Source organism: Vibrio sp. R15-SG3-ISO1B, assembly GCF_059833835.1.
The window spans coordinates 1-25,379 of sequence record NZ_JCBDGG010000055.1 but is presented as its reverse complement, the minus strand read 5'-3'; the positions used below and the strand labels follow the sequence as shown (position 1 = coordinate 25,379).

At 49.0% G+C, this 25,379-nt stretch carries 22 protein-coding genes; 5 read left to right on the top strand and 17 right to left on the bottom strand.

The genetic code is table 11. The annotated features are described in order from the left end of the window. Positions 1-15 precede the first annotated feature (15 nt). The 4 genes from AC6R0S_RS17445 to AC6R0S_RS17430 all read right to left on the bottom strand — a co-directional run bounded on the left by AC6R0S_RS17445 (position 16) and on the right by AC6R0S_RS17430 (position 6,417). Entirely contained in the window at positions 16-3,150 is a 3,135-nt protein-coding gene (locus tag AC6R0S_RS17445; protein ID WP_500638443.1) for a beta-galactosidase, read from the bottom strand. 135 nt (positions 3,151-3,285) lie between these two features. Then, entirely contained in the window at positions 3,286-4,512 is a 1,227-nt protein-coding gene (locus AC6R0S_RS17440) for an ABC transporter substrate-binding protein (protein WP_487901734.1), read from the bottom strand. Between the two features lie 133 nt (positions 4,513-4,645). Next, positions 4,646-5,497 carry a carbohydrate ABC transporter permease gene (locus AC6R0S_RS17435; RefSeq protein WP_334551427.1) on the bottom strand — a complete coding sequence of 284 codons (852 nt, stop codon included), beginning with the start codon at positions 5,495-5,497 and terminating at the stop codon, positions 4,646-4,648. Then, a complete protein-coding gene (locus tag AC6R0S_RS17430) occupies positions 5,497-6,417 on the bottom strand; it encodes a carbohydrate ABC transporter permease (protein ID WP_487901735.1) in 921 nt (306 codons plus the stop codon). Before AC6R0S_RS17430 ends, AC6R0S_RS17435 begins: the two co-directional genes overlap by 1 nt. A gap of 344 nt (positions 6,418-6,761) precedes the next feature. Between AC6R0S_RS17430 and AC6R0S_RS17425 the strand changes: the two genes are divergently transcribed. The 4 genes from AC6R0S_RS17425 to AC6R0S_RS17410 all read left to right on the top strand — a co-directional run bounded on the left by AC6R0S_RS17425 (position 6,762) and on the right by AC6R0S_RS17410 (position 12,156). Then, entirely contained in the window at positions 6,762-7,844 is a 1,083-nt protein-coding gene (locus AC6R0S_RS17425; protein WP_500638442.1) for an ABC transporter ATP-binding protein, read from the top strand. A 232-nt stretch (positions 7,845-8,076) separates the two neighbouring features. After that, a complete protein-coding gene (gene chrA / locus AC6R0S_RS17420; RefSeq protein WP_500631707.1) occupies positions 8,077-9,225 on the top strand; it encodes a chromate efflux transporter in 1,149 nt (382 codons plus the stop codon). Between the two features lie 239 nt (positions 9,226-9,464). Next, positions 9,465-11,150, top strand: a complete 1,686-nt coding sequence (locus AC6R0S_RS17415) for an AMP-binding protein (protein ID WP_500633027.1) — start codon at positions 9,465-9,467, stop codon at positions 11,148-11,150. Between the two features lie 100 nt (positions 11,151-11,250). Continuing rightward, positions 11,251-12,156, top strand: coding sequence for a LysR substrate-binding domain-containing protein (locus AC6R0S_RS17410; RefSeq protein WP_500633026.1), 906 nt, complete (start codon positions 11,251-11,253; stop codon positions 12,154-12,156). A gap of 60 nt (positions 12,157-12,216) precedes the next feature. Here the strand turns inward: AC6R0S_RS17410 and AC6R0S_RS17405 are convergent, their stop codons facing one another. From AC6R0S_RS17405 to trmJ, 13 genes are all read right to left on the bottom strand, one after another. Beyond that, the gene (locus tag AC6R0S_RS17405; protein ID WP_500629193.1) at positions 12,217-13,251 is read right to left on the bottom strand and encodes an ABC transporter substrate-binding protein; all 1,035 of its coding nucleotides are present in this window, start codon (positions 13,249-13,251) and stop codon (positions 12,217-12,219) included. A 237-nt stretch (positions 13,252-13,488) separates the two neighbouring features. Next, positions 13,489-15,576 carry an elongation factor G gene (fusA, locus tag AC6R0S_RS17400; protein ID WP_500631704.1) on the bottom strand — a complete coding sequence of 696 codons (2,088 nt, stop codon included), beginning with the start codon at positions 15,574-15,576 and terminating at the stop codon, positions 13,489-13,491. A gap of 225 nt (positions 15,577-15,801) precedes the next feature. Continuing rightward, entirely contained in the window at positions 15,802-16,227 is a 426-nt protein-coding gene (gene ndk, locus AC6R0S_RS17395; protein ID WP_334551437.1) for a nucleoside-diphosphate kinase, read from the bottom strand. An 86-nt stretch (positions 16,228-16,313) separates the two neighbouring features. After that, positions 16,314-17,612 carry an aminopeptidase PepB gene (gene pepB, locus AC6R0S_RS17390; protein WP_500633024.1) on the bottom strand — a complete coding sequence of 433 codons (1,299 nt, stop codon included), beginning with the start codon at positions 17,610-17,612 and terminating at the stop codon, positions 16,314-16,316. Between the two features lie 166 nt (positions 17,613-17,778). Further along, positions 17,779-17,973 carry a Fe-S cluster assembly protein IscX gene (iscX, locus tag AC6R0S_RS17385; RefSeq protein WP_334551440.1) on the bottom strand — a complete coding sequence of 65 codons (195 nt, stop codon included), beginning with the start codon at positions 17,971-17,973 and terminating at the stop codon, positions 17,779-17,781. Positions 17,974-18,012: 39 nt separating this feature from the next. Continuing rightward, positions 18,013-18,351 carry an ISC system 2Fe-2S type ferredoxin gene (gene fdx / locus AC6R0S_RS17380; RefSeq protein WP_500631702.1) on the bottom strand — a complete coding sequence of 113 codons (339 nt, stop codon included), beginning with the start codon at positions 18,349-18,351 and terminating at the stop codon, positions 18,013-18,015. 12 nt (positions 18,352-18,363) lie between these two features. Further along, positions 18,364-20,217, bottom strand: a complete 1,854-nt coding sequence (gene hscA, locus AC6R0S_RS17375) for a Fe-S protein assembly chaperone HscA (protein ID WP_500633023.1) — start codon at positions 20,215-20,217, stop codon at positions 18,364-18,366. A gap of 19 nt (positions 20,218-20,236) precedes the next feature. Continuing rightward, a complete protein-coding gene (hscB, locus tag AC6R0S_RS17370; protein WP_334551445.1) occupies positions 20,237-20,752 on the bottom strand; it encodes a co-chaperone HscB in 516 nt (171 codons plus the stop codon). 57 nt (positions 20,753-20,809) lie between these two features. Beyond that, on the bottom strand, positions 20,810-21,133 hold the full coding sequence (iscA, locus tag AC6R0S_RS17365; protein ID WP_334551446.1) for an iron-sulfur cluster assembly protein IscA: 324 nt from the start codon (positions 21,131-21,133) through the stop codon (positions 20,810-20,812). 59 nt (positions 21,134-21,192) lie between these two features. After that, positions 21,193-21,576, bottom strand: a complete 384-nt coding sequence (gene iscU, locus AC6R0S_RS17360; protein ID WP_138970401.1) for a Fe-S cluster assembly scaffold IscU — start codon at positions 21,574-21,576, stop codon at positions 21,193-21,195. A gap of 48 nt (positions 21,577-21,624) precedes the next feature. Then, positions 21,625-22,839, bottom strand: coding sequence for an IscS subfamily cysteine desulfurase (locus tag AC6R0S_RS17355; protein WP_334551449.1), 1,215 nt, complete (start codon positions 22,837-22,839; stop codon positions 21,625-21,627). A gap of 29 nt (positions 22,840-22,868) precedes the next feature. Beyond that, on the bottom strand, positions 22,869-23,375 hold the full coding sequence (gene iscR / locus AC6R0S_RS17350) for a Fe-S cluster assembly transcriptional regulator IscR (RefSeq protein WP_334551450.1): 507 nt from the start codon (positions 23,373-23,375) through the stop codon (positions 22,869-22,871). A gap of 115 nt (positions 23,376-23,490) precedes the next feature. Continuing rightward, positions 23,491-24,216: a tRNA (cytosine(32)/uridine(32)-2'-O)-methyltransferase TrmJ gene (gene trmJ / locus AC6R0S_RS17345; RefSeq protein ID WP_500633022.1), complete on the bottom strand. Its 726-nt coding sequence runs from the start codon at positions 24,214-24,216 to the stop codon at positions 23,491-23,493. Between the two features lie 175 nt (positions 24,217-24,391). Here trmJ and suhB point away from each other — a divergent pair, with 175 nt between their 5' ends. Beyond that, positions 24,392-25,195, top strand: coding sequence for an inositol-1-monophosphatase (suhB, locus tag AC6R0S_RS17340; RefSeq protein WP_500626970.1), 804 nt, complete (start codon positions 24,392-24,394; stop codon positions 25,193-25,195). Positions 25,196-25,379: the final 184 nt, after the last annotated feature.

Here is a 25,379-nt window from a genome sequence, read left to right as displayed (position 1 = left end):
ATTCATATTTATCCCCTACACCTCGTCAGCTTGAGCGTGGCTCAACGACAGTGTCACCTGATAGCGATAGCGTTTATCACTCAGAAGATAAGCCTGATGCACGCTAGGCGTCCACGAATCGTCACCGCCCACGCCCATATGCGCACCATCAATTCGCACGTAACAGGTGTCCCCTTTGGTTAACTCGTGCGTATGTTTGGCACTGGCTAAGTTGCGCAAACCGTAGCGACTGACGGCAAAATGAAATTGCCCCTCGATAAGCAACTCACCCACTTTGGCCTGTGTGACATCACAGCGCAAGCCGTTGTCACTTGGGAAAATGTACGGCGTGTGCATCGCATCCAGCGATTGTTGATAGCGTCCGATGTGCGCAGACGCTAATCGGTCCGGATAGTTCTCATGTGGGCCGCGGCCCAGCCAAGAGACCTGTTCTATAGACTCGTGATGCTCGCCATCGTACAACGCCACCTCTAAGCCGATACGCGGCAGTGGGGGTAGATGCTGAGCAAGCGTCACATCGACATCCAAACTCACACTGCCATCACTGGCCACCGTATAGCGCCACGTCGAGCGGATCAGCGCCTTACCTTGATGGGAATAACGCTGCTGACTCACCACCACAATTCCTTGCTCAGCTTGATACCATTCAAACTGCTCAAGCTCTCGGGTCAATGAATCGAGCCCTATCGACTGCCAACGAGCAAACCAAGAATTGGGGTCGAGCTTGTTGGCTTCACTGGTGCCAATATCATTATCAAGTGGAGCCCGGTAGAAGTTATCGATGATCGGTGCGGTCAGCTTTTCGCTGTCGTTGACTTTCCAACTGCCGATCGCGCCTATTGATTTGTCAAACTCGAGCGCAAAATCATCACTGTAGACCAGCAAGGCTTTTGCGCTGTCAGAGGTATTGATAGCGCCAACAGGCTTGATGTTCGGGCTCGGTAGCGCCGTTTCAACTGAGAGTTCCAGTTGCTCGATGGCGGTCACATGGCCGGCGCTTGCCCAAGCGGTCTCTTGACGAAGGCGCACCTCTAGGTTGAGGTAATACGGGGCGCAGCGACCACTGCTGATGGGCTGCTCGCTCAAGGTTACGCTTTGCGTCGATTTTGCCGCCAAATTGAGATCAAGCTGACCACGGTGCAGCACCTCTCCTTCACAAGTGACACTCCAATCAAGTATCTCGTTGTCACTGGCGCTAAACAGGTACTCACTCTCTACCTCGATCACTAGTGGCTGAGTCGATAGCAGGCGGAACTGGTAAAACTGCTGCGCTTTTTTGACTTCCTGCAGGGTGGGATGCGCGCTTCTATCCGGGAATAGCAGACCATTGATGCAAAACTGACGATCATTGATTTCATCACCAAAATCCCCGCCATAAGCCCAATACGTTTGGCCATCCGGCGCTATCTTAGTTAGACCTTGATCGACCCAATCCCAAATGAATCCCCCTTGCAAGCGCGGGTTATCTCGAAACGCTTGCCAGTAGTGGGTAAAGCTGCCGAGGCTGTTACCCATCGCATGAGCGTATTCACATAAAATCAGGGGACGCGTCTCATCAGGCAGTGCAATCGATTTACGAATCCCGACACGCGGCGTGACCTGTGGCTGATGCTTGACGACTGGCAGATCCCAATCGACCCGTGCGTACATCGGACATAGGATATCGGTCGCGGCGGTCATCGCGCCGCCGCCTTCATATTGGACAGGTCGAGAAGGGTCACGCTGTTTGACCCATTGATACATCGCATGATGGTTATTCCCGATCCCCGACTCGTTGCCAAGCGACCAAATGATGACACACGCATGGTTCTTATCGCGCTCCACCAGCCGAGTGATACGGCGCAGGTAGGCCGGTAGCCATTCACTGTCGTCGGACAAGCGGCACATCGGAAACTGGCCGTGGGTTTCAAGGTTGGCTTCATCCACCACATAGAGACCATACTCATCACACAGTTGATACCACTGAGGGTGGTTTGGATAATGCGCGGTACGTACCGCATTGAAATTGTTCTGCTTGAGCAGCTGGATGTCGCGGAGCATATCTTCTCTTGTCATCACATGACCAAGCTCTGGATGATGCTCATGACGATTGACGCCGCGGATCAGCACCGCTTCGCCATTCACTTTCAGCTGACCGTGCTCAATACGTACCTCACGAAAACCGACCGAATACGCCTCACAATCTATCACCGTGTCATGCTCATCAAGCAAGCTGACAACAGCGCGATACAAGTAAGGGCGCTCTGCGTTCCACAGTATCGGCGCTTGAACGTCAAGGGCATGCTGCGCTTTATCGCTCCACGGCCCTTTTTCATCGACAAACTGTAATCCCACCGTGCTGACTTGCTCTGCGACCAGCTGCTGTTCGGCATCAAACAGACGCACACGTACGCGATTGGCGACCTCTTTTTGCGATAAAGTGGTCGTCACACCAAGCGTGGCCTGGTGAAACCCTAGCGCCAACTCAGTGCGAATCTCCACATCTTGAATGTGCAGTCGCGGTTTTCGGGTTAAGGTGACATCACGGAAAATGCCGCTTAGCCACCACATATCTTGATCTTCCAAGTAGGAACCGTCGCACCAACGCATCACCATGACCGTCAACTGGTTGCGCCCCTCCTGAAGATAAGGCGTTAAATCAAATTCGGCGGGCAAACGGGCATCTTGCGAATAACCGACCCACACACCATTGCACCACAGGTGAAAGGCACTGTTAACGCCATCAAAGGTGATCCACGTTAACTCATTGGGCTGTGGCGACACCTCAAACGTGGTGCGATAAACGCCGGTCGGATTGTGCTTAGGTACGATTGGCGGCGTGTCCGCAAACGGATATTTCACATTGGTGTAAATTGGCCGATCGTCAACCTGCGGCTGTAACTGCCAGTTGGATGGCACCGTGATTGGCGACCAAGCGCTGTCATCAAAACTTTTCTCAATACACGCTTCTGGCACCTCACTCGGCGCCGAGAATAGCATAAACTGCCATTGACCATTCAAGCACATTTGCTGGGCAGACCCTCTCCCTTGCAAGGCATCGTCTTCGTTTTGGTAAGCATGGAAAGGGGCATGTGCGGGCAGAACATGATGGTGGGTGACGTGATGATTTTCCCACTCTCGCGCTGCCAGAATATCGGCAAAAGTTCTCATAACAACACTCTTAATCTCAGTGATAAAAAAGAGCGCACTGACTCGAGAGGCCACGAGTGGAGCAGTGCGCTCAGTCGGCTGACTCTGGCAGGTCTATGTACAGGGGAATAGACTCGCCGTCAGCGTATCAAAACCTTATTTGAAGGTGCGTTTGCTGACCTTATCCAGTTTTTGCAAAATGTCGTCGATGCGATCAGGGTGAACCATGAACTCTTGGAAACCCTTCATCCCTTCTTTCGCCATTGCAGGATCGGTATCTCGGTCATAGAACTGCGCCGTACCTTCCGCGTTCGCCAGCATTTCCACCCCTTTGTCTAGGAACGGATCCGCTTTCGCTTTCGCTTTGTTGTTAGTTGGGATCTGCAATAACATCTCGTTGATCAATTGCTGGTTTTCCGCACGAGCAACAAACTGAAGGAACTTACGTGCGTCTTCTTTGTTTTTCGCTTTTGATGGGATGTGAATCGTATCCATCGGCGCGTCTTCCGCCATCGGAACCGAAGGGTCGATCACCGGGAATTGGAAGAAGCCCATTTTGCCATCCAACTCTTTCGGGAAGTTAGGGGTAATGAAGTTACCCATCAGATACATCGCCGCCTGACCGTTGTAGAGGAACGGCTGCGCCTCTTGCCAAGAGTAAGACGCATGGTTTTCTAGGAAATAACCAGGCTCCACCAACTGTGCCCAGTTCGCGAAGGTTTTCTTCACTCGCTCATCGGTGTAAGGCACTTTGCCGTCCATCAACTGGATATGGAAATCGAGGCCGTTGGTACGTAAGTTGATGTAATCAAACCAACCCGCCGCCGTCCAAAGATATTTAGTACCGATGGTGAACGGTGCCACGCCATTCTCTTTCAATGTCGCCGAGGCTTTAAGTAGATCGTCCCACGTTTTTGGCTCAGCAATACCGTACTGCTCAAAGATGTCTTGGCGGTAGTAGATACCCCATTGGTAATAAGTGTAAGGCACACCGTATTGCTTGCCGTTGACCGTCATCGCGGGCGCCGAAGCGGTGAAGTCTTGCTTCATGTTGTTGTCTGTCCAGATGTCACTCACATCTTCAAACAGGCCACGATCAACGAAGGTTTTCATACGGTTACCCGCATACCAGAACACCACATCCGGCGGCGAAGTGACCAACCAGTTGCGGATGGTCGTTTTGTACGCTTCATGATCGTAGAGGTTATATTTGACTGTGACATCCGGGTACTCTTGCTCAAATCGCTTGATGATTTCAGCCCACGCCTCTTTAGGTGCAGGGTCTGAGGCGTCAGAGTTGATCACCAAAGTGCCTGCCCATGCGGATGTCGAAAGAGTTGCACCGAGTATTGCGGTAGCAGCAAGGTGTTTCACGTATTTCATATTCAGGTCCTTGTTATTGAGCCTAAGGCTCTTGGTCCAATTTATTGTTTTGTTGCTGTGTAGAGTCTGTTACTGCATAGACCTGCTGGTGAGCCAAATGGGGGTTTCGCCCACCAGCAATTTGTTGATCCTATTATCCTTTGGTCGCACCTAGGGTTAAGCCGGCGATGAAATGACGCTGCATGGTAAAAAACAGCACCACAGGTGGAATCGCCGCAACGATCGCGCCTGCCGACATCAGCTGCCAAGACGCCAGCCACTGACCTTGCAGTGAGCTAAGCCCCGCAGTAACCGGACGGACTTCATCACTTTGCACTAAGACCAATGCCCAGAAGAAGTCGTTCCAGATGAAGGTGAAAACCAGCACCGCCAACGCCGCTAATGCTGGGCGAACCAAGGGCAATACTACGTGCCAGAAGATCTTCCATTCGGTGACCCCTTCCACGCGCGCGGCTTCAATCAAGGCATCCGGAATACCGACGATGAAATTGCGCATAAACAAGGTACAAAATCCGGCTTGAAACGCGATATGGAAGAAAATAAGCGCCCAATGGGTGTCGTAGAGACCAAAGCTGATGGTCAAATCGCGCACTGGGATCATCAGGATCTGGAAGGGTACAAAGTTACCCGCGATGAACATCGCGAAGATCCAGATGTTCGCCTTGAAGTTGTACTTCGCCAAAGCAAAGCCCGCCAACGTTGACAGCGCCACCGCCCCGGCAACCGCAGGCAAAGTGATCATCAAACTGTTGATCAGGTATTGGCCCATTGCGGTTGAGGTAAAGACTTGAGTGTAGTTTTCGAGAAACTGGATTTCGCTTGGCCAGCCCCAGTAATTACCAGTGTTGATGTCTTCTATCGAGCGAATCGAGGTCATCATCACCGCAATCAATGGCAGTAACCACATCACGATCGACAGTGGCAACGCGACGCGATAGCTGATATTGACAAAACGGCCAGATTTTTGAATCGGTTGTGGGTACATTATTTTTCACTCCTCAACATACGCCATAAGAAGTACGCGATATACACATCCATGATGAGGAACAACACAACGGAAACTGCCGCGCCATAACCCATTCGGTAGTTAAAAATGGACTCTTCATACATCTGGTAAGCCAATACCGTCGAGCTGCCCCACGGGCCACCGGCTGTCATGGTGGCAACCAAGTCAAATGAGCGCAGCGCACCAATCACGGTGACCACAATCGCAATGAAGGTCGCAGGGCGAAGCTGCGGCAACACCACGTACCACAACATGCGCCACTTTTTCGCACCGTCAAGACGCGCCGCTTCAAGCTGCTCTGGGTCCAAGTTGTTCAACCCCGTGAGGTACAAAATCATGCAGTAAGAAATCTGCGGCCACAGACCGGCGGCAATGATGCCGTAGGTGACGTAATCTTCGTTGGCCAAAATAGAAACCGGCTCGAAACCGAGACCACCCAACACAATATTGAACAAGCCAAACGACGGGTCATAGAACCAAGCAAACACCAAACCGACGACCACTTGCGAAATAACAAAGGGGAAGAAGAACAGCGATTTAACAACACGAATCCCTCTCACCTGTTGGTTAAGAAAGAGCGCGATAGCTAAACCAATCGGCGGGGCGAGCATAAAGAACACTAGCCAAAGGAAGTTGTTTTTCAATGAGGTGTAAAACGCATCGGAATCAAACAACTCACGATAGTTGTCTAGGCCGACCCATGTTTTTTCACCTAGCCCATCCCATTCAAAGAAACTGAGCCAAATACTGTCTAGAATCGGATAGATAACATAAACGGCAAAAATCGCCATCGCAGGCGCTAAAAACAGCCAAGGGGAGAGCTTGGCACTCACCCGAGATTTACGTCTGGCTGAGGGGAGACGATTTTCTGGGTATATCGTTTTCACAGATTGCTCCATTTTGTGTGACTCCTTGTCACATCTCGTCGTTTCTGTTCGTTAAAGTTTCACTTATATAAAGTAGACAAAAAGAAACCAAAAGATGAAGTTTTATCGCATCTACGAATACATATTAGCCATCCACTTTATTTTATATAGGGAGAGAAATTGATTTTGTAAACGTTTCCACAAAATTCACCTATTTTCCTCCAAAAACCATGACAAGGATCAACTATTGCCATTGAGCAACTAACAAAAATCGCGGAAAAGCGTATGTTTTAGACAGAAACAAAAAACAACTCACGTTAAACGAGCGCATTCGCTCATAAAACGAAATTTTTAAGCCATATGGGCAAGGAGTATTTATGGCTGACATCAGCTTAAAGAAAGTCATCAAGCGTTTCGGTGACGTTCAAACCATCCATGGTGTGGATCTTGAGATCGACAATGGAGAGTTTGTGGTTTTTGTTGGACCATCCGGTTGTGGTAAATCGACCCTGCTTCGTCTTGTGGCTGGTTTAGAAGAGATCACCGAAGGCGAAATCAGTATCGACAACCACATCGTCAATGACGTTGATCCTGCCGAGCGAGGCGTGGCGATGGTATTCCAATCTTACGCCCTCTACCCTCATATGACTGTTGAAGAGAATATGGGCTTTGGCCTGAAAATGAACGGTCACCCTAAAGAGTACATCGACAAGCAAGTGAACGGCGCGGCGAAAACGCTACAGCTTGATCACTTGTTGCAGCGTAAACCAAAAGAGCTCTCTGGCGGTCAGCGTCAGCGTGTCGCTATTGGCCGCGCCATTGTACGTAACCCCAAAGTGTTCCTTTTTGATGAGCCCCTCTCCAACCTCGATGCAGAACTGCGCGTCGACATGCGTCTGCAAATCGCCAAGCTGCATCAAGATCTGCAAAACACCATGATCTACGTAACGCACGATCAAGTCGAAGCCATGACGCTCGCCGATAAAATCGTCGTCCTGCGCGATGGTCGTGTTGAGCAGGTGGGCTCGCCGCTAGAGCTCTACCACAAACCGCAAAACGAATTTGTTGCTGGCTTCATCGGCTCACCGAAAATGAACTTCATTCCAACCCAAGTCGAGCAAGCCAATAGCTCTGGCCTGACCTTGGTAAGTCAAGACGGCAAGGTATTCCATCTGCCCGCGGTGCAGCGCGCACTGCACGCTGGCGATAAAGTCACTCTCGGTATTCGTCCTGAACATTTAGAGATCAACAATGACAACCCAGTGCAGATTGAGTTCCAAAGTGAAGTAGTCGAACGGTTGGGCAACAGCACCTACATGTTTGGTCAATCTTGTGGCTTTGATGGGTTCAAAGTGCACCTACCCGGCGATCAAGAGGTCACTAAATTCCAAACTATGGCGCTAAGCTGCAAACAGAGCGATTGTCACCTCTTCGATGAGCAAGGCCTTCGCATAGAGTAAGGCGTTTTAACTCCTCACGTTGAACAGGTCAGCCCTTTGGCTGGCCTTGCTTGTTATCCCCTCTCTTTGTCACTCGTATTCACTCACCCAATTTGTTACTGAGCTTTTCAGTGCCAATCTTTGTCATAAAAGTGACATATTCCATTGAGACCATGACGCCCTTACTGACAAGGCCAACCTTCCTCTCTCTATAATGCCTTGTTTTTCAATCACACTAAGGATGCGTTGAGCAATGCTAGCGATTTTCAAAACCTTCTTTTGGCTAGGCTGGATTAGCTTTGGTGGCCCTGCCGCCCATATCGGTTATTTTCGTCATACCTTTGTAGAAAAACGCCGATGGCTCAGTGATGAGGAATACGCGCAAATCGTCGCGCTCAGTCAGTTTCTACCCGGCCCAGGTTCAAGCCAAGTCGGCTTCGCGTTAGGCTACAAAAAAGGCGGATTGCTTGGTGCCCTTGCCGCCTTTATCGGCTTTACCACCCCCTCTATCGTGATCATGTTGGCGCTCGCATTGGTTAGCAGCCAAGTCACCGATGCCACGTTGTTTCAACATATCGTCCACGGACTGAAGTTACTGGCAGTGGTTGTGGTCGCCGATGCCACCTTAGGGATGTACAAGAACTTCTGCCAAACTCGCCTAAGCGTCAGCCTCTGCGTGGCGACTGCGATCGCACTGCTCGTTATGCCGAGCATTGTCACCCAAGTGATGGTTTTGTTGCTGGCCGCTGCGATTGGCGTAAAGTTCTTAGGCCGCGAAACGTCAACGCCGCCGAGTGCCTTTACTCCAAGCCTATGGCCTCTCGCATTTTTTGCTGTGCTGTTCATGGGTTTACCCTTAGTCGCAGCACGTTCTGATGCATTGCAGCTATTTAATGACTTTTTCCAAGCGGGTAGTTTGGTTTTTGGTGGCGGTCATGTGGTTCTGCCACTGCTGCAAGAGTTGGTCGGTGATAGGCTGTCACAAGATCTCTTCCTCACCGGGTACGCCGCCGCACAAGCCGTCCCGGGTCCGATGTTCACGTTTGCCACTTACATCGGCTACGCCTTACTGCCGAACGCGCCGATTTTTGGGGCTCTACTGGCCACCCTCGCGGTCTTCTTACCCGGGTTTCTGCTGCTCTTAGGCGTACTGAAAAACTGGCAATCGTTGGCGCAAAGGCCCGCCGTGTCAGGCGCGTTGCAAGGCGTGAATGCCGCCGTGGTGGGATTATTGTTGGCGGCCTTGTATCAACCTGTGTTTAGTAGCGCGGTTTTATCTTCGGTGGATCTGGCGCTCGTCGTGCTCGGTATTTACTTGATGAAACAATACAAACTACCGATTGTATGGATGGTGGTGCTCTTTATGCTTTTAGGCGCGGTGGTCGGCCACCTGACCCTCTAGTCGTTCTCACAGGGTTTGCGAGCGTGCAAAGCGCTCGCAAATGTATCGCTACATACAACACAATGCCAGACGGCTCACATCTACACCGTTCGCTTCACCTTGAAATCCTCTGTTTCATCACATCTTACCAGTTTGCCCCCTAGGATTCGCTTCACTCACTTTTCATTTACATGCTAAAGTTAACAAGCTGTTAACAATAAAAATAATGTACCCATTTGCCAATAACACGGAGTTAGAGAATGATTCAGCCTAACGAGTTACGCAAACCGTCCTGTGCTCTCCCCCCACCGAACGAGATGATTTTGAAATGGGCAGAGGAACGCCCTAATCAGGTCTATCTAAAACAGATCATCAACCGCCAGTTTGTCGAATACACTTACGCCGAGGTTGCAGACAAAGCGCTCAGATTAGTCTCAGCACTGCAAGCGCTAGGTCTTAAACCACGTGACAAAGTCGCACTGGTATCGAAAAACTGCGCCGAGTGGTTCATTTGTGACTTGGCGATGATGTTGGGCGATTTTGTCAGCGTGCCCATCTTCCCGACCGCCGGTGCTGACACGATTGAATACTGTGTGACCCATAGTGAAAGTAAAGCTCTGATTGGCGGCAAACTCGATGATGCTGGCGCCACTCAGGAAGTGATTGATGGTCAAGCAGGCTTGATCACTATCGCGCTGCCCTATGACACTGCGCCAAAGTGCCAACATCAGTTCAACGACTTAATGGCGCAGCATGCTCCAACGGATTTTCGTGCCGAGCACTGCGATGATAAGTTAATGTCGCTGGTGTATACATCAGGGACATCGGGTCTACCGAAAGGGGCAATGTTGACTTATGGCGCATTCAGTTGGTCTGCGCAGCAGTTGATCAATCATATCGGCATTGAAGAGAACGATCGCCTATTCTCCTACCTCCCTTTGGCGCACATTACCGAGCGTGTGTACATCTTTGGGTCCTCCATCATGGGTGGCGTCCAAACGGCCTTCCCAGAGTCACTTGATACCTTTATCGAAGATGTCAAAATGCAGCGCCCGACTCTGTTTATCTCTGTTCCCAGACTCTGGACTCTGTTCCAACAGCGTATCCAAGATAAATTGCCACAGAGGAAGCTCAATATTCTGCTCAAGATTCCGTTCGTTAATTCCCTTATCAAGAAAAAGCTCGCCGATGGCTTGGGCTTAGATCAAGCACGCGTGCTCGGCTGTGGCTCTGCGCCGGTGTCACCTGCTTTGCTCGATTGGTATCACAGTGTCGGCCTCAATATTACTGAGGCTTGGGGGATGACTGAGTCCTTTGCCTACAGCACACTCAACTACCCGTTCCGCGCTGATAAGATTGGCAGTGTCGGCAATGCTGGCCCCGGAATCGAACTCAAAATTGCCGACGATGATGAAATCATGGTACGCAGTAAAGGGATGTTCTCTGGCTACTACAAAAATGACATTGCCAGTCAGGAGTCATTCGACAGCGAAGGTTGGCTACATACTGGCGACATCGGCGCTATCGATGCTGAAGGCTACTTGACCATTCAAGGACGCAAGAAAGACACCTTCAAAACCGCCAAAGGTAAATTTGTCGCGCCAGTGCCCATTGAGAAGAAATTGTTCGAATACAGCCGCGTTGAAATGATGTGTTTAATTGGCCTCGGTCTGCCCGCCCCGATTTTGCTCGTCGTCCCGCATGACTTTCCTAACTTTGACCGTGCTCGCTATGAACGCACCACCAAAAAAGTGATTGCGCGGATGAACCAAGAGCTCGAATCGCATGAGCAAATCAAAGGGGTACTGATGATCAAAGAGCCGTGGAGCATCGAAAATGGCATTCTAACGCCCACACTCAAGATCAAACGCCATGTACTGGAACAGAAGTACCACGACGAGGGCCACAACTGGCCGAAAGGTCAACTCGTTGTCTGGGAAGAGTAACGCTAGTCGCGCTATCTTATCGAGAAGTTAAGGAGAACATGGTTCTCCTTTTTTTCGTCATGTATAGTGACGAGCAAAATGTGATTGAAAAGGATCGTCTATGGATGCAAGGCTGCATCATCTTCCGGGGTTACGGTATTTCGAAGTCGCGGCGAGGCACAACAGCTACAGTCGAGCGGCTGAAGCGCTGTTCGTCAGTCAGGCGGCGGTGAGCCAAAAAATACGTCAACTTGAAGATGGCTTAGGATGCAAACTGTTCGTGCGTGATGGTCGGGAAATGCGTCTCACAGAGCAAGGCAAGGTGCTGTATAAGCATGTCTCTCATGGGTTCGAACAGATCATTTCGGGGCTCAATCAGATTCAAGCTGAGCCGGTCGAAGGATTGCTCTGTGTCAGCTCTACGCCTTCATTTGCCTCTCGCTGGTTATTGCCACGTCTATGGAAGTTCTCAAGCCAGCATCCCAACATCCCCATTCGGATCATCACTAGCTGTGACGCGCCAAACTTAAAACAAGGTGAAGCGGATGTGGTCATTTGGCAAGGTGAGACGCTGGGTGAAGAGTGCCCATCGAAACTTCACAAAGAGTTCCTGTTTGAAGAGATCATTTATCCTTTTTGCTCCCCTCACTTAGCCAAGTCCATTAACCTGACTCAACCCGAACAGCTGCTCGCCAGTTGGTTAATTCACTATGAGTCTGGCGGTTACCCTTGGAAAAGTTGGTTTGCTAAAGCCGGTATAAAGATGGAAAAAGAGTCGGTTCGTTGGATGGATGTCAGTACCTTCGATCACGCAATGAACGCCGTCATGGCCGGGCATGGCGCCTGCTTAGTCTCTGACTCACTCGCGGCTGATTACGTCGAACGTGGACTACTCATGAAGCCCTTCGATATCGGCATGACCCCGGGCATTCAATTTAATCTCTTCTATGATAGAGAATCGACAAGGCGCGATCGTATTCAAGCTTTCGCCCACTGGCTGAGTAATGAAATTGCCCCTTGTGAATGACATCGCCCCCAGCGATATCTCGCTAGGGGTGTGTTACGTTTAAGCTTAGAGCCGACCCGATTATTGGGTTCTTAGACGTTGCCAGTACTTCTCATACACCGCTAAGGTCTCAGCACCAACATCGTTAATGAACTCCCCTTTCTTGATGTCTTCCACCGCTGGGAAAATCGTCGGGTTATTCTTAAGTTCGTCAGCTAGCAATGCGCGGCCTGCATTCGTTGCGGACGCATAGCCTAGGCTATTGACGATCTCAGCTTGCTGCTCAGCTTGGTACATAAAGTTAATGAACTTGTGTGCCAATGCTTTGTTTTGGCTGCCTGATGGAATAGTAAAGTTATCCATCCACAATACCGCGCCCTCTTCTGGCATCACAAACTTCAGCTCTGGCATTTCGACTTGGCCTTGGTAGGCATTACCATTCCACTGCATACCAACAGAGGCTTCACCGGAAACGTAAGGCATTTGTGGTGCATCTGAGTTATAGAGTAGGACGTTATCTCTCAAGGCTACTAACGATTCGTAGGCCTGCTTGATCTCGTCTTCGTTCTTCGTGTTGATGCTATGACCGTTCAATTTCAGCGCCATACCAAATACGTCACGAATATCGTCGATCAGCATCACCTGTTGTGCGTATTTCGCATCCCAAAGCTGTGCCCATTTGGTGACAGGCTCGTCAACAAGGGATTCATTGTAGCTGATGCCCGTCACGCCCCAAATGTAAGGCAAAGAGTAACGGTTGTCAGGATCATGAGCTTGGCCCAATAACCCTTCCATCGCGTCGCCCATATTCGGGACTTGCGCATGATCTATCTCAGCCAGTAGTCCTTCACGTCCCATTTTCTCGATAAAGTAGGCCGAAGCGAATACCACATCGTAACCTGAGCCTTTCACCAGTTTTAACTTGGTGTACATTGATTCATTATTTTCAAATGTTGAATAGTTAATCGTTACGCCTTCTTGTTTCTCGAACGCTTTTAATGACGCTTCTGGCAAGTAGCCACCCCAAGCGTAAACGTTCAAAACTTTATTATCTGCGTGAGAAGAAAGGCTGAGTAACAATGCGCTCAGACCCACTACTTTAGAAAACACTTTCATGGTATGCGATCCAACCTGTCCAGCAACGCGCTGGGATTCGGGTGCATAATTATTTAATTGTTAATCAATTGAAAGGGAAATTAATTAATCGTTATGAACAATATTTGTTATCGCTTAGCGAGCGCCGATAACTGCTGGTCTAAAGAGAAAACGTGGTCAAAAATAGGCATAAAAAAACCTCCGATGCTTTCGCATCGAAGGTTTGTAATCATCACACAAGTGATACGCGGTTAAGAATTACTTCTTAGCGTTGCGCTCTTTCACTTCAGCGATAACTTGCTCAGCAACGTTTGCTGGACATGGTGCGTAGTGAGCGAACTCCATAGAGAACTGACCACGACCAGAAGTGATAGTACGTAGGTGACCGATGTAGCCGAACATCTCAGATAGAGGAACGTCAGCTTTAATACGAACACCTGTTGCACCAGCTTGTTGATCTTTGATCATGCCACGACGACGGTTGAGGTCACCGATTACATCACCTACGTTGTCATCTGGTGAGAATACGTCAACGTGCATGATAGGCTCTAGAAGCTGAGCACCTGCTTTAGGCATAGACTGACGGAATGCACCTTTCGCTGCAATTTCGTAAGCGATTGCTGATGAGTCAACTGCGTGGAAGCCACCGTCGAATAGCTCAACTTCTACGTCTAGCGTAGGGAAGCCAGCTAGAACACCCGTTTCCATCATGCTCGCGAAGCCTTTCTCTACTGCAGGCCAGAATTCTTTAGGTACGTTACCACCAACAACTGTTGACTTGAACGTAAAGCCAGAGTTTGGCTCACCTGGTTTGATACGGTAGTCAATCTTACCGAACTGACCAGAACCACCAGACTGCTTCTTGTGCGTGTAGCTATCTTCAACTGCTTGAGTGATAGTCTCACGGTAAGCTACCTGCGGTGCACCGACTTCTAGCTCAACACCGTAAGTACGCTTAAGGATGTCTACCTTGATGTCTAGGTGAAGTTCACCCATACCTTTTAGGATAGTTTCGCCTGAATCTTCGTCAGTCTCTACTTGGAAAGATGGATCTTCTGCAACCATTTTACCGATCGCGATACCCATTTTCTCAGTTGAACCTTTGTCTTTTGGTGATACAGCAATCGAGATTACTGGCTCAGGGAAGATCATTGGCTCTAGAGTACATTCGTGCTTAGGATCACATAGAGTGTGACCTGTTTGAACGTTCTTCATACCAACAACAGCGATGATGTCACCCGCTTGCGCTTCAGTGATCTCGTTACGGTCATCAGCTTGCATTTCACACATACGGCCGATACGCTCAGTTTTACCTGTTGCCGCGTTAAGGATCGTATCACCTTTCTTCATCACACCTGAGTAGATACGGATGAAGGTTAGTGCGCCGAAGCGGTCGTCCATGATCTTAAACGCTAGAGCACGTAGAGGCTCGTCTGCAGATACTGTTGCAACTTCACCAGTTGGCTCACCAGTTTCTGGATCAGTTAGAGGCTGAGGCTCCACTTCTGTTGGCGATGGTAAGTAATCTACCACTGCGTCTAGTACTAGCTGAACACCCTTGTTCTTAAATGCAGAACCACAGAATGTAGGGAAGAATGCTAGGTCACGTGTACCTTTACGGATACAACGCTTGATGTCTTCGATAGAAGGCTCTTCACCTTCCATGTACGCTTCCATTAGGTCGTCGTCTTGCTCAACAGCCGTTTCGATTAGCTCTTCACGGTACTGTTCAACGTCATCAACCATGTCAGCTGGAACGTCTAAGATTTCGTAGTTCTCAGGAAGACCAGAGTCATCCCATACGTACGCTTTACGAGATAGCAGATCAACCACACCAACGAAGTCATCTTCACGGCCGATTGGAAGAACCATCACTAGTGGGTTAGCCGCTAGAACGTTCTTAACTTGGTCAACAACGTTGAAGAAGTCTGCGCCCATACGGTCTAGTTTGTTTACGAAGATCAGACGAGATACTTCTGATTCGTTCGCGTAGCGCCAGTTCGTTTCTGACTGAGGCTCAACACCACCAGAACCACAGAAAACACCGATACCACCATCAAGAACTTTTAGTGAACGGTATACTTCAACTGTAAAGTCAACGTGTCCCGGAGTATCGATAACGTTTAGGCGGTGGCCATTCCACTCACAAGTTACCGCAGCAGACTGGATAGTAATACCGCGCTCAGCTTCCTGCTCCATGAAGTCAGTCGTAGACTCACCGTCATGTACTTCACCAGTTTTGTGGATTTTACCAGTAAGCTTAAGGATACGCTCAGTGGTGGTAGTTTTACCCGCATCAACGTGCGCGAAAATACCAATGTTTCTGTACTTTGATAAATCTGCCATTGTCTTACTCTGTTTATAAGGTATAAATTGCGCGCAGAGTATATCACAATCTGTCAAGACTGATACCCTCGTGTGCACTTGTGTTCAAAAAAACTTTTCCCATCAATCTTAGCAGGAATTTTCAGTCTTTCTTACTAATCTCAACCGGATTGATTCGATATCTCGCGATAAAAAATGCTGCTTGCCAAGGCAAACAGCATTGATCATTTTCTGCCCGAATAACAATTAACGTGGGCAGATTTCTGACTGAGGGAAGAAGAACTCGATCTCGCGCGCTGCCGACTCAGGGCTGTCAGAACCGTGAACCGAGTTGTGACGCATACTCAGCGCATAGTCAGCACGAATCGTGCCGCAAGCGGCTTCTTCAGGGTTTGTTGTTCCCATCAGCTCACGGTAACGGGCAATCGCATTTTCCCCTTCTAGAACTTGAACCATAATCGGGCCTGAAGTCATAAACTCTTTCAATGCAGGAAAAAAAGGCTTCCCTTCGTGTTCAGCGTAAAAACCACTGGCCTGTTCTTGGGTTAAATGGACCATTTTCGCAGCAATGATACGAAGCCCCGCTTTTTCAATGCGATGGTAAATCTCACCAATCAGATTTCTCTCTACCGCATCGGGCTTGATAATGGAAAAGGTTCTTTCTAGAGCCATAAGTCATCCTTCAGTCATTAGTATAGTTATATGAAAATATAGGGTGTTGTGTAATCACAATAGAACATGGCCTTACGGCCATGTCACTATTCGCCAGCCTGCTCTTGCAGTACACGCGCTAAGGTTCGTACGCCGACGCCCGTAGCGCCTGCGGCCCACTTGTCCGTAGGACCCTTGCGGTAAGTGGCCGCACAGTCAAAATGCAACCAACCTTTTTTGTAATCAGCAACGAAGTAGGACAAGAACGCGGCTGCGGTACTCGCACCTGGTGCATAGTCGCCACTGCTGATGTTAGAAAGATCGGCAAAGTTAGACGGCAACATGCCACGGTGGAAGTCCGCTAATGGTAGCGGCCACAATCCCTCTTTCTCTGCTTTCGCAGAGGTCAGCGCTTGATGCGCTAGCTCATCGTCAAAACTAAACAGTGCATGGTAGTCATTACCAAGCGCATGTTTGGCTGCACCAGTGAGGGTCGCGCAATCAATAATCAGCTCGGGCTGCTGCTCGCTCGCATAAATCAAACCATCCGCCAATACCAGACGGCCTTCAGCGTCCGTATTCATGATTTCAACGGTTTTACCATTTTTGTAGGTAATGATGTCACCCAGTTTAAGTGCTCGGCCTGAAATCATATTCTCTGCACAGCAAAGGATAAGCTTCACACGTTTGTTCAAGCCACGCATGATCGCGAGGGCGAGACCGCCAGTGATCGTCCCAGCGCCGCCCATGTCTGACTTCATTGCCGTCATCATGTTCGAAGGTTTTAGACTGTAGCCGCCTGAGTCAAACGTGATGCCTTTACCTACAAGGCAAGCAAAGACGGGTGCATTCTCATCACCGGTCGGGTTGTAATCCAATTGCAGCATTGCGGATGTGCGCTCTGAGCCACGACCGACGGCATAGATACCCTGCCAATCTTCAGCGAGAAGGTCTTTGTCTTTAACAATACGTGCCGTCACTGTCCCTTCTGGTGCAACGGATTTAATGAACTCTGCCGCCATAGTGGCCAGCTGACGTGGTGCCACCTCTTCAGCGGGTTTATTGATTATATCTCGGGTGAACTCTGTCGCTTTGATGCGCGCATCGAGCTCAGCTTGATCCGCATCTGACAGAGCGCCCCAGGAAAGCAGGCTGGTTTTCTTCGGGGCACGGAAGCCTTGATGGAAAGCCCAAATGCTTTCTAGATCCCATCCTTCGCCCTCGAGTGAAGCTTCTCGAATACCTTGCGCTTCTAACTTGCGCGCAGCACGCTGAATCGCGCCTAAATCATGACTGTCGCTAAGGTGGATCGTTGCGCCATTCGCCACGAATGAAAGGATGGCTTTTTCACCCCATTGTGGTGCGGCGGCTTGTTGGCTTAAAAAAACAGACATCGTTGTAGACATGGTTTCTCCTTGTCTTATCTGAGCGCTGCCTACGCTCTTATTCTATGCTTTGACGGATGTTAGCATTTTGTAGGGTTAAAGTGTCAACTTGATAAAAAAACGGACCATAGGGTCCGTTTTTTTTAGTAAGTTTTGTTAACTCTGCAAGGTTTTCTCTCAACCCGCGTTAATCCATCTCATCCATCCAGCATAAGATGACGGCTTCGAGGATTTTTTCATTGGAGCGGTTGGGCTCATCATCGAAGTCATCGAGCTCTAAAATCCACTGATGAAGATCCGTAAAGCGCACGGTTTTAGGATCCGTATCTGGAAATTTGTCACACAGCTCGATGGCAATATCGCGTGAATCTGTCCATTTCATTGCTTACCTTCCTGTTTCAACTCACATGGGGTACAGTGATTAATGATCTTCTGATGCGTGGTTCAATGTGTACTTTGGTATTTCCACAACCAAATCTTCATCCGCGACTCTCGCTTGACAGCCCAGGCGTGATTCTGGCTCCAAACCCCACGCTTTATCTAGCATGTCATCTTCCAGCTCATCGCTCTCTTCGAGCGAATCAAAGCCTTCACGGATCACAACGTGGCACGTCGTGCATGCACACGATTTTTCGCATGCATGTTCAATTCCAATTCCGTTTTTTAATGCCACATCCAGTACCGTTTCGCCCGATTGGGCGTCTAGCACCACCCCTTCAGGGCACAAATCTTCGTGAGGCAATACAATAATCTTAGGCATAACGTGTTTCTCTTATAGTTCGTCCACGGACTGACCAGACAGTGCCGCGCGAATCGATTTGTCCATACGACGAGAGGCGAAGTCTTGGCTCGCTTTGTCTGTTTCTTTGATACCTTGCTCAATCGCATCGGCATCATCACCATTACGTAGCGCTATCAATTGCTCGATAACGTGCAACAGTTGTTGGCGCTCTTGTTCTGAAAGTAGCTCATCGCCATCCGCTTGCATGGCGGCGAGTAGACCTTCAATCACACGGTCAGCCTCTACACGCTGCTCTGCCAATGCGCGAGCCATCATGTCTTCTTTGGCGTGCGTCATGGAGTCACGTAGCATGTTCGCGACTTCATCGTCACTGAGACCGTATGACGGTTTCACTTGAATTTCAGACTGAACGCCCGTGCTCTTTTCCATCGCAGTCACTGAGAGCAAACCATCTGCATCGACTTGGTAGGTCACACGGACGTGCGCTGCACCAGCGGCCATCGGCGGAATGCCTTTTAGGGAGAAACGAGCTAATGAGCGACAATCGTCCACCATTTCACGTTCACCTTGCACAATGTGCACACTCATCGCTGTTTGACCATCTTTGAAAGTCGTAAATTCTTGCGCACGAGCAACAGGAATCGTCGTATTGCGTGGAATGATTTTTTCAACCAATCCTCCCATTGTCTCGATGCCGAGCGACAATGGAATCACATCCAGCAGCAACATTTCAGAGTCCGGTTTGTTGCCTGCCAACACATCCGCTTGGATACCTGCGCCAATCGCCACCACTTCATCTGGATTGATGCTGGTCAGCGGAGTGCGGTTAAAGAACTCACCGACCATTTCACGCACTAGCAACGTTCGTGTGGAACCGCCAACCATCACGACTTCTTGCACTTCATTGGCTTCAACCTGCGCATCTTTCAGTGCACGGCGACAAGTCAGCAGTGTTTTTTTCACTAGCGGTTGAATCAATGTTTCGAATTCTGCGCGCGTCACCGTACCTTGCCAATTGAGCAGCGAGACATCAACGGCCTCTTGATCTGAAAAAGCAATTTTGGTTCGAGTGGCCACATTAAGGGCTACGCGGTAATCATGACTGGAAAGGCGCGTGGTTATCCCGGCTTTGTCGATCAGATAATCAGCGAGCAAGTGATCGAAATCATCGCCGCCCAACGCAGAATCACCGCCTGTCGCCAATACCTCAAAAACGCCTTTAGAGAGGCGGAGAATTGAGATATCAAAAGTGCCGCCACCAAGATCGTAAACCGCGATCACGCCTTCTTGCCCGGAGTCCAAACCATACGCAATCGCGGCGGCGGTTGGCTCATTGAGCAAACGTAGCACATGCAGACCAGCCAGTTTTGCCGCATCTTTTGTGCCCGCGCGCTGCGCATCATCAAAGTAGGCTGGCACAGTAATGACAACGCCAGCCAGTTCGCCACCTAGGCTTTGTTCTGCGCGTTGACCCAGTGAGCGCAAAATATCTGCCGAAACTTCAATTGGGTTCTTGTTCCCCATTGCAGTGCGCAGTACTGGCAATCCATTGTCACTGGCTTGCATCTCATAAGGTAAGTTGGGGTAACGCGTTTGGATGTCGGATAAAGAGCGTCCAATCAAGCGTTTAACGGAAATAATGGTGTTTTCCGGATCCGCCTCAGCTAGAGCAGCGGCGTCATAGCCTACTTCGATGTTGTCACCCGAGTAGTTCACAATCGAAGGCAATAGGCTTCGACCTTGCTCATCTTTTAATGTCTTGGCTTGGCCACTTTGTACCGAAGCCACCAGAGAGTTGGTTGTACCTAAATCAATACCCGCCGCGAGTTTGTGCTCATGGGGAGCAGAACTCTGGCCAGGCTCTGCAATTTGAAGTAATGCCATGATGGATCCTTGTTACTCACTAGCCGAGGAGGTTATCTTCGACTCGCTCAATTTCGTGTTTTAATTTCGCAATGAATTTAAGTTTTCTGACGCTGTCCGCTGCTTCTATCCAGCGTTGTTCATCCAGTTGCTGCTGCATACTCTCCAACTGCTGCTGATGCATGCGGCTGACTTTCGCATCGAAGTCAAACAGCGCCGTCTCCACATCGCCACTCTGGCTCATTTCTTCTAGCTCTTCACGCAGCTCCATTTGCTCCATGAGAAACATCGGATCCTGCATCGTCTGCTGCTCCGAGCGGATGTCCACCCCTTGCTGTTGCAGAATATACTCCGCCCGGCTGATGGGATTTTTTAGCACGTGGTAAGCGTCATTGATCTCAGAAGCTTTCTGTACCGCCATTAAACGATCACGCTCAGAACCACTGGCAAAGTTGTCTGGATGAAAACGCTTCTGGAGTTCACGGAACTGTGAAGAAAGAAGGCTACCATCCAGATTAAACTGACTTGGTAGCCCAAATAATTCAAAGTAATTCATTAAGAATTCTGTCCTTGGTCGTCAATCGGTAGGGACATGCCCTACCCATATCATCAATTAAACGTTAAAGCTCTCACCACAACCACACTCGCCTTTTGCGTTCGGGTTGTTGAACTCGAAACCTTCGTTGAGCCCTTCCTTAACATAATCAAGTTCGGTGCCATCTAGGTAAACGAGGCTTTTCTTGTCAATGATCACTTTGACACCAGAATGCTCAAATACTTCATCTTCTTCATTGAGATCATCGACAAACTCGAGCACATACGCCATACCAGAGCAACCTGTCGTTTTCACACCCAAGCGCAAGCCAATGCCTTTACCTCGGTTTTCTAAGAAGGTTCTTACGCGGCTTGCCGCTGTCTCTGTCATTGTGATGGCCATACTGCACCTTAGTTTTTTATTTGACGATGATAATGGGAGAGCGAGCCTCCCATTGTAACTTATTGTTGGTGTTTTTTCTTATAGTCAGCAACGGCTGCTTTAATGGCGTCTTCCGCCAAAATAGAGCAGTGTACTTTTACCGGTGGAAGCTCGAGCTCCTCAGCAATTTCCGCGTTCTTAATCGCCGCGGCTTCATCGATGCTCTTACCTTTTACCCACTCTGTGACGAGAGAGCTAGACGCAATCGCGCTACCACAACCGTAAGTCTTAAATTTCGCGTCTTCAATAATGCCCTCTGGGGTCACTTTGATTTGCAGTTTCATTACGTCACCACACGCTGGTGCGCCAACCATGCCGCTACCAACCGATGGATCTTCTTTATCAAACGAACCAACGTTACGTGGGTTTTCGTAGTGATCAATTACTTTTTCGCTGTATGCCATGATATTTACCTCGAATCCTCTATCTCATTCCCTGGGGAAACCTATCTATTAGTGGTGCGCCCACTCAACAGTGCTTAGGTCGACCCCTTCCTTGTACATATCCCATAGAGGAGACATGTCACGTAGCTTGTTTACCGCTACGCGAATTTGTTCAATTGCGTAATCAATTTCTTCTTCAGTGGTGAAACGACCAAATGAGAAGCGAATTGAGCTGTGTGCCAGTTCATCATCTAAACCGAGAGCGCGCAGTACATAAGATGGCTCTAGGCTAGCAGAGGTACACGCACTGCCTGAAGACACCGCAAGATCTTTCAGCGACATAAGCAAAGATTCACCTTCTACAAACGCGAAGCTGATGTTTAGGTTTTGTGGTACACGTTGCTCTAAGTCACCATTGATGGTCACGGCTTCTAAGTCTTTCACACCATTGAGTAGACGCTCACGCAATGCCAAAGCATGGTCGTGATCTTTCTGCATCTCTTCCTTTGCGATACGGAAGGCTTCGCCCATACCGACAATCTGATGTGTTGCCAGTGTGCCAGAACGGAATCCGCGTTCATGACCACCACCGTGCATTTGCGCTTCTAGACGAATACGAGGCTTACGACGAACGTACAAGGCGCCAATGCCTTTAGGACCGTACGCTTTGTGCGCTGAAAGAGAAATCAGATCAACTTTCATCTCTTGAACATCGATAGGCACTTTGCCCGCAGACTGCGCTGCATCGACGTGGAAAACAATCTTGCGCTCACGACACAACTCACCAATAGAGGCGATATCTTGAATCACACCGATTTCGTTGTTCACATGCATGATAGATACAAGAACCGTGTCGTCACGCATCGCCGCTTCAAGCTTATTCATATCGATGATGCCGTTTGATTCTGGCTCTAGGTATGTCACCTCAAAGCCTTCACGCTCTAATTGACGGCAAGGATCAAGAACTGCTTTGTGCTCGGTTTTGCAGGTAATGATATGTTTACCTTTCTTCTCATAGAAGTGTGCAGCACCTTTGATAGCGAGGTTGTCAGATTCAGTCGCGCCTGACGTAAAGACGATTTCACGAGGATCTGCATTGAGCAAATCTGCAATGTTCTCACGGGCCGTGTCTACCGCCTCTTCAGCCTGCCAACCGTAACGGTGTGAACGTGATGCAGGGTTGCCAAACGTACCGTCCATTGTCATGTACTGAACCATTTTTTCAGCAACACGTGGATCAACTGGGCAAGTCGCTGAATAATCTAAATAAATCGGCAGTTTCATTCTCTACTCCAATGTAACAGGCAGACCGCTTAAGAGCGGACGTTGACACCGATGGGTGCGGTGCTTGTATTTTTGTTGGTAAACCCATGATTGACAGCAAGATCGATATCTTGACGGTCTGAAATTTCTAATACTTCATTGTCATTCATCAACTCACCGAGTGTGATGTTGTTGAGGAAATCACTAATTCGAGAACTCAGGTCACGCCATAGCGTATGAGTTAGGCAGCGAGTACCACCTTGGCAGTCACCTTTACCATTGCATTTCGTCGCATCGACCGACTCATCGACCGCTGCGATAACAGTACCAATAGCAATAGTATTCGCTTCTGCACCAAGACGGTAACCACCACCAGGGCCACGTACACTCGCCACTAGGCCAGCTTTACGTAGCTTAGAAAACAGTTGCTCTAAGTAAGACAAGGAGATGCCTTGACGCTCAGAAATGTCCGCAAGCGGCACTGGATTTTGTTGTGAGTGCAGAGCCACATCTAACATGGCTGTCACTGCGTATCTTCCTTTAGATGTAAGTCTCATATAACACCATATCCACATCGTTTATGTGGTAGGAAGTTTTTCATACTTGACCAAAATGGTCAAGTATTTAATTGACTAATTTACTCAGGTATTCATCCCTAAGCTTACTGTGGCTTTACCCTTTGGAAAGCTGCTTCTCGATAGCGCTCAACATACCGCGTAAAATATTGAGCTCTTGGGCCTCTGGCCTCGCTCGATTGAACAACCGGCGAACCTTGTTCATCACTTTACCGGGCTGCTGCTGATTTATAAACTGGGTCTCGGTCGCGACTTTTTCAAGGTGCTCAAAGAACATTTCCAACTCTTTATGCTTGGGGTATTCAGCTTCAGATGGGGCATATTGCGCTTGCTCGGCATCGAGATAAGCCACTCGGACTTCGTAGCTGAGGGTTTGCACTGCCATAGCGAGGTTGAGAGAGCTGTACTCCGGGTTAGCAGGTATGCACACGTGATAGTGACACGTTTGCAACTCCTCGTTAGTTAGACCAGTTCGTTCTCGCCCAAAGACAAGGGCTACAGGTGCCTGCTGCCCTTCAGCGACAAATTTTTTGCCGCACTCTCTTGGTGTCAACATCGGCCATTCAAGGGTTCTGGAGCGGGCACTCGAACCCACCACGAGCACACACTCTTTTACTGCCTCTTCTAAGGTGCTGACCACTTCGGCGTTCAACGCAATGTCCGATGCCCCCGACGCCAACGCAATCGCTTGTTCATCAACTTCACATTGAGGATCGACCAACACCATGTTGGATAAGCCCATGACTTTCATCGCACGCGCTGCAGAACCAATATTGCCCGAATGTGAGGTGCCAACTAAGACAACCTTAACGTTATTTAACATCAAACCGTACCAAGATAAAAACCGCTGCGAGATATTAACATATACCTGAGTAAAATGGTCAGACCCTTAAGAGCATAAAAGTTAAGAGTTCAAAAAATAACCACTTCCATTTATCGAGCAATCTGATATACTCCCGCCCGTTTTTCTGTTCTTTAACATCCGTTGGGAAATTAGTATGCATCCAATGCTTAATATCGCTATTCGTGCTGCACGAAAAGCTGGCAACCATATTGCTAAATCTTTAGAAAATGCTGAGAAGATCGAATCAACTCAGAAAGGCACGAACGACTTTGTCACTAACGTCGACAAAGAAGCAGAAGCTATCATTATCGATACCATCAAGGCTTCATACCCAGAGCACTGCATTGTTGCAGAAGAAAATGGGGTTATTGAAGGTAAAGATAAAGACGTACAATGGATCATCGACCCACTGGATGGCACCACAAACTTTGTGAAAGGTTTGCCTCATTTCTGCGTTTCTATCGCTGTTCGTTTTAAAGGTAAAACGGAAGTAGCGTGTGTTTACGATCCTATGCTTAATGAACTGTTTACAGCGCAACGTGGCGCAGGTGCACAGCTCAACAATGCGCGCATCCGTGTGAAACAGCTAAAAGATCTACAAGGCACTGTGCTTGCAACGGGTTTTCCATTCAAGCAGAAACAGCACTCTGAATCTTACCTAAAAATTCTTTCAGCGCTCTTTGTTGACTGTTCAGACTTCCGTCGCACTGGCTCAGCTGCGTTGGACCTATGCTACATGGCTGCCGGCCGCGTAGACGGTTACTTCGAGCTAGGACTGAAACCTTGGGACATCGCTGCAGGTGAACTGATTGCTCGTGAAGCTGGCGCAATCGTGACAGACTTTGCAGGCGGCACAGAGTACATGAAGTCAGGCAACGTTGTGGCATCAAGCGCACGTGGCGTGAAAGGTATGCTTAAGCACATCCGTGAAAATGGTAACGAAGCTATCCTGAAGTAACCGAAACTTCACCCTATTTCTAGCCCACTCCTCGAGTGGGCTTTTTTGTATCTAACGATAGATATCCCCATCAGCATGCTGGTTAAAGGCAATATCGCTTTTAGCAAGCTTGGCTTTCCGAACGCTAGTTATCGATATTTCGTGACGTGTTGGTTAGTCAAAAAGTTCGAAAACGAGAGTTCCT

Coding starts and splice junctions, on each gene's coding strand:
- AC6R0S_RS17445 (WP_500638443.1), bottom strand. CDS start 3,150: ATGAGAACTTTTGCCGATATTCTGGCAGCGCGAGAGTGGGAAAATCAT.
- AC6R0S_RS17440 (WP_487901734.1), bottom strand. CDS start 4,512: ATGAAATACGTGAAACACCTTGCTGCTACCGCAATACTCGGTGCAACT.
- AC6R0S_RS17435 (WP_334551427.1), bottom strand. CDS start 5,497: ATGTACCCACAACCGATTCAAAAATCTGGCCGTTTTGTCAATATCAGC.
- AC6R0S_RS17430 (WP_487901735.1), bottom strand. CDS start 6,417: ATGGAGCAATCTGTGAAAACGATATACCCAGAAAATCGTCTCCCCTCA.
- AC6R0S_RS17425 (WP_500638442.1), top strand. CDS start 6,762: ATGGCTGACATCAGCTTAAAGAAAGTCATCAAGCGTTTCGGTGACGTT.
- chrA (WP_500631707.1), top strand. CDS start 8,077: ATGCTAGCGATTTTCAAAACCTTCTTTTGGCTAGGCTGGATTAGCTTT.
- AC6R0S_RS17415 (WP_500633027.1), top strand. CDS start 9,465: ATGATTCAGCCTAACGAGTTACGCAAACCGTCCTGTGCTCTCCCCCCA.
- AC6R0S_RS17410 (WP_500633026.1), top strand. CDS start 11,251: ATGGATGCAAGGCTGCATCATCTTCCGGGGTTACGGTATTTCGAAGTC.
- AC6R0S_RS17405 (WP_500629193.1), bottom strand. CDS start 13,251: ATGAAAGTGTTTTCTAAAGTAGTGGGTCTGAGCGCATTGTTACTCAGC.
- fusA (WP_500631704.1), bottom strand. CDS start 15,576: ATGGCAGATTTATCAAAGTACAGAAACATTGGTATTTTCGCGCACGTT.
- ndk (WP_334551437.1), bottom strand. CDS start 16,227: ATGGCTCTAGAAAGAACCTTTTCCATTATCAAGCCCGATGCGGTAGAG.
- pepB (WP_500633024.1), bottom strand. CDS start 17,612: ATGTCTACAACGATGTCTGTTTTTTTAAGCCAACAAGCCGCCGCACCA.
- iscX (WP_334551440.1), bottom strand. CDS start 17,973: ATGAAATGGACAGATTCACGCGATATTGCCATCGAGCTGTGTGACAAA.
- fdx (WP_500631702.1), bottom strand. CDS start 18,351: ATGCCTAAGATTATTGTATTGCCTCACGAAGATTTGTGCCCTGAAGGG.
- hscA (WP_500633023.1), bottom strand. CDS start 20,217: ATGGCATTACTTCAAATTGCAGAGCCTGGCCAGAGTTCTGCTCCCCAT.
- hscB (WP_334551445.1), bottom strand. CDS start 20,752: ATGAATTACTTTGAATTATTTGGGCTACCAAGTCAGTTTAATCTGGAT.
- iscA (WP_334551446.1), bottom strand. CDS start 21,133: ATGGCCATCACAATGACAGAGACAGCGGCAAGCCGCGTAAGAACCTTC.
- iscU (WP_138970401.1), bottom strand. CDS start 21,576: ATGGCATACAGCGAAAAAGTAATTGATCACTACGAAAACCCACGTAAC.
- AC6R0S_RS17355 (WP_334551449.1), bottom strand. CDS start 22,839: ATGAAACTGCCGATTTATTTAGATTATTCAGCGACTTGCCCAGTTGAT.
- iscR (WP_334551450.1), bottom strand. CDS start 23,375: ATGAGACTTACATCTAAAGGAAGATACGCAGTGACAGCCATGTTAGAT.
- trmJ (WP_500633022.1), bottom strand. CDS start 24,216: ATGTTAAATAACGTTAAGGTTGTCTTAGTTGGCACCTCACATTCGGGC.
- suhB (WP_500626970.1), top strand. CDS start 24,392: ATGCATCCAATGCTTAATATCGCTATTCGTGCTGCACGAAAAGCTGGC.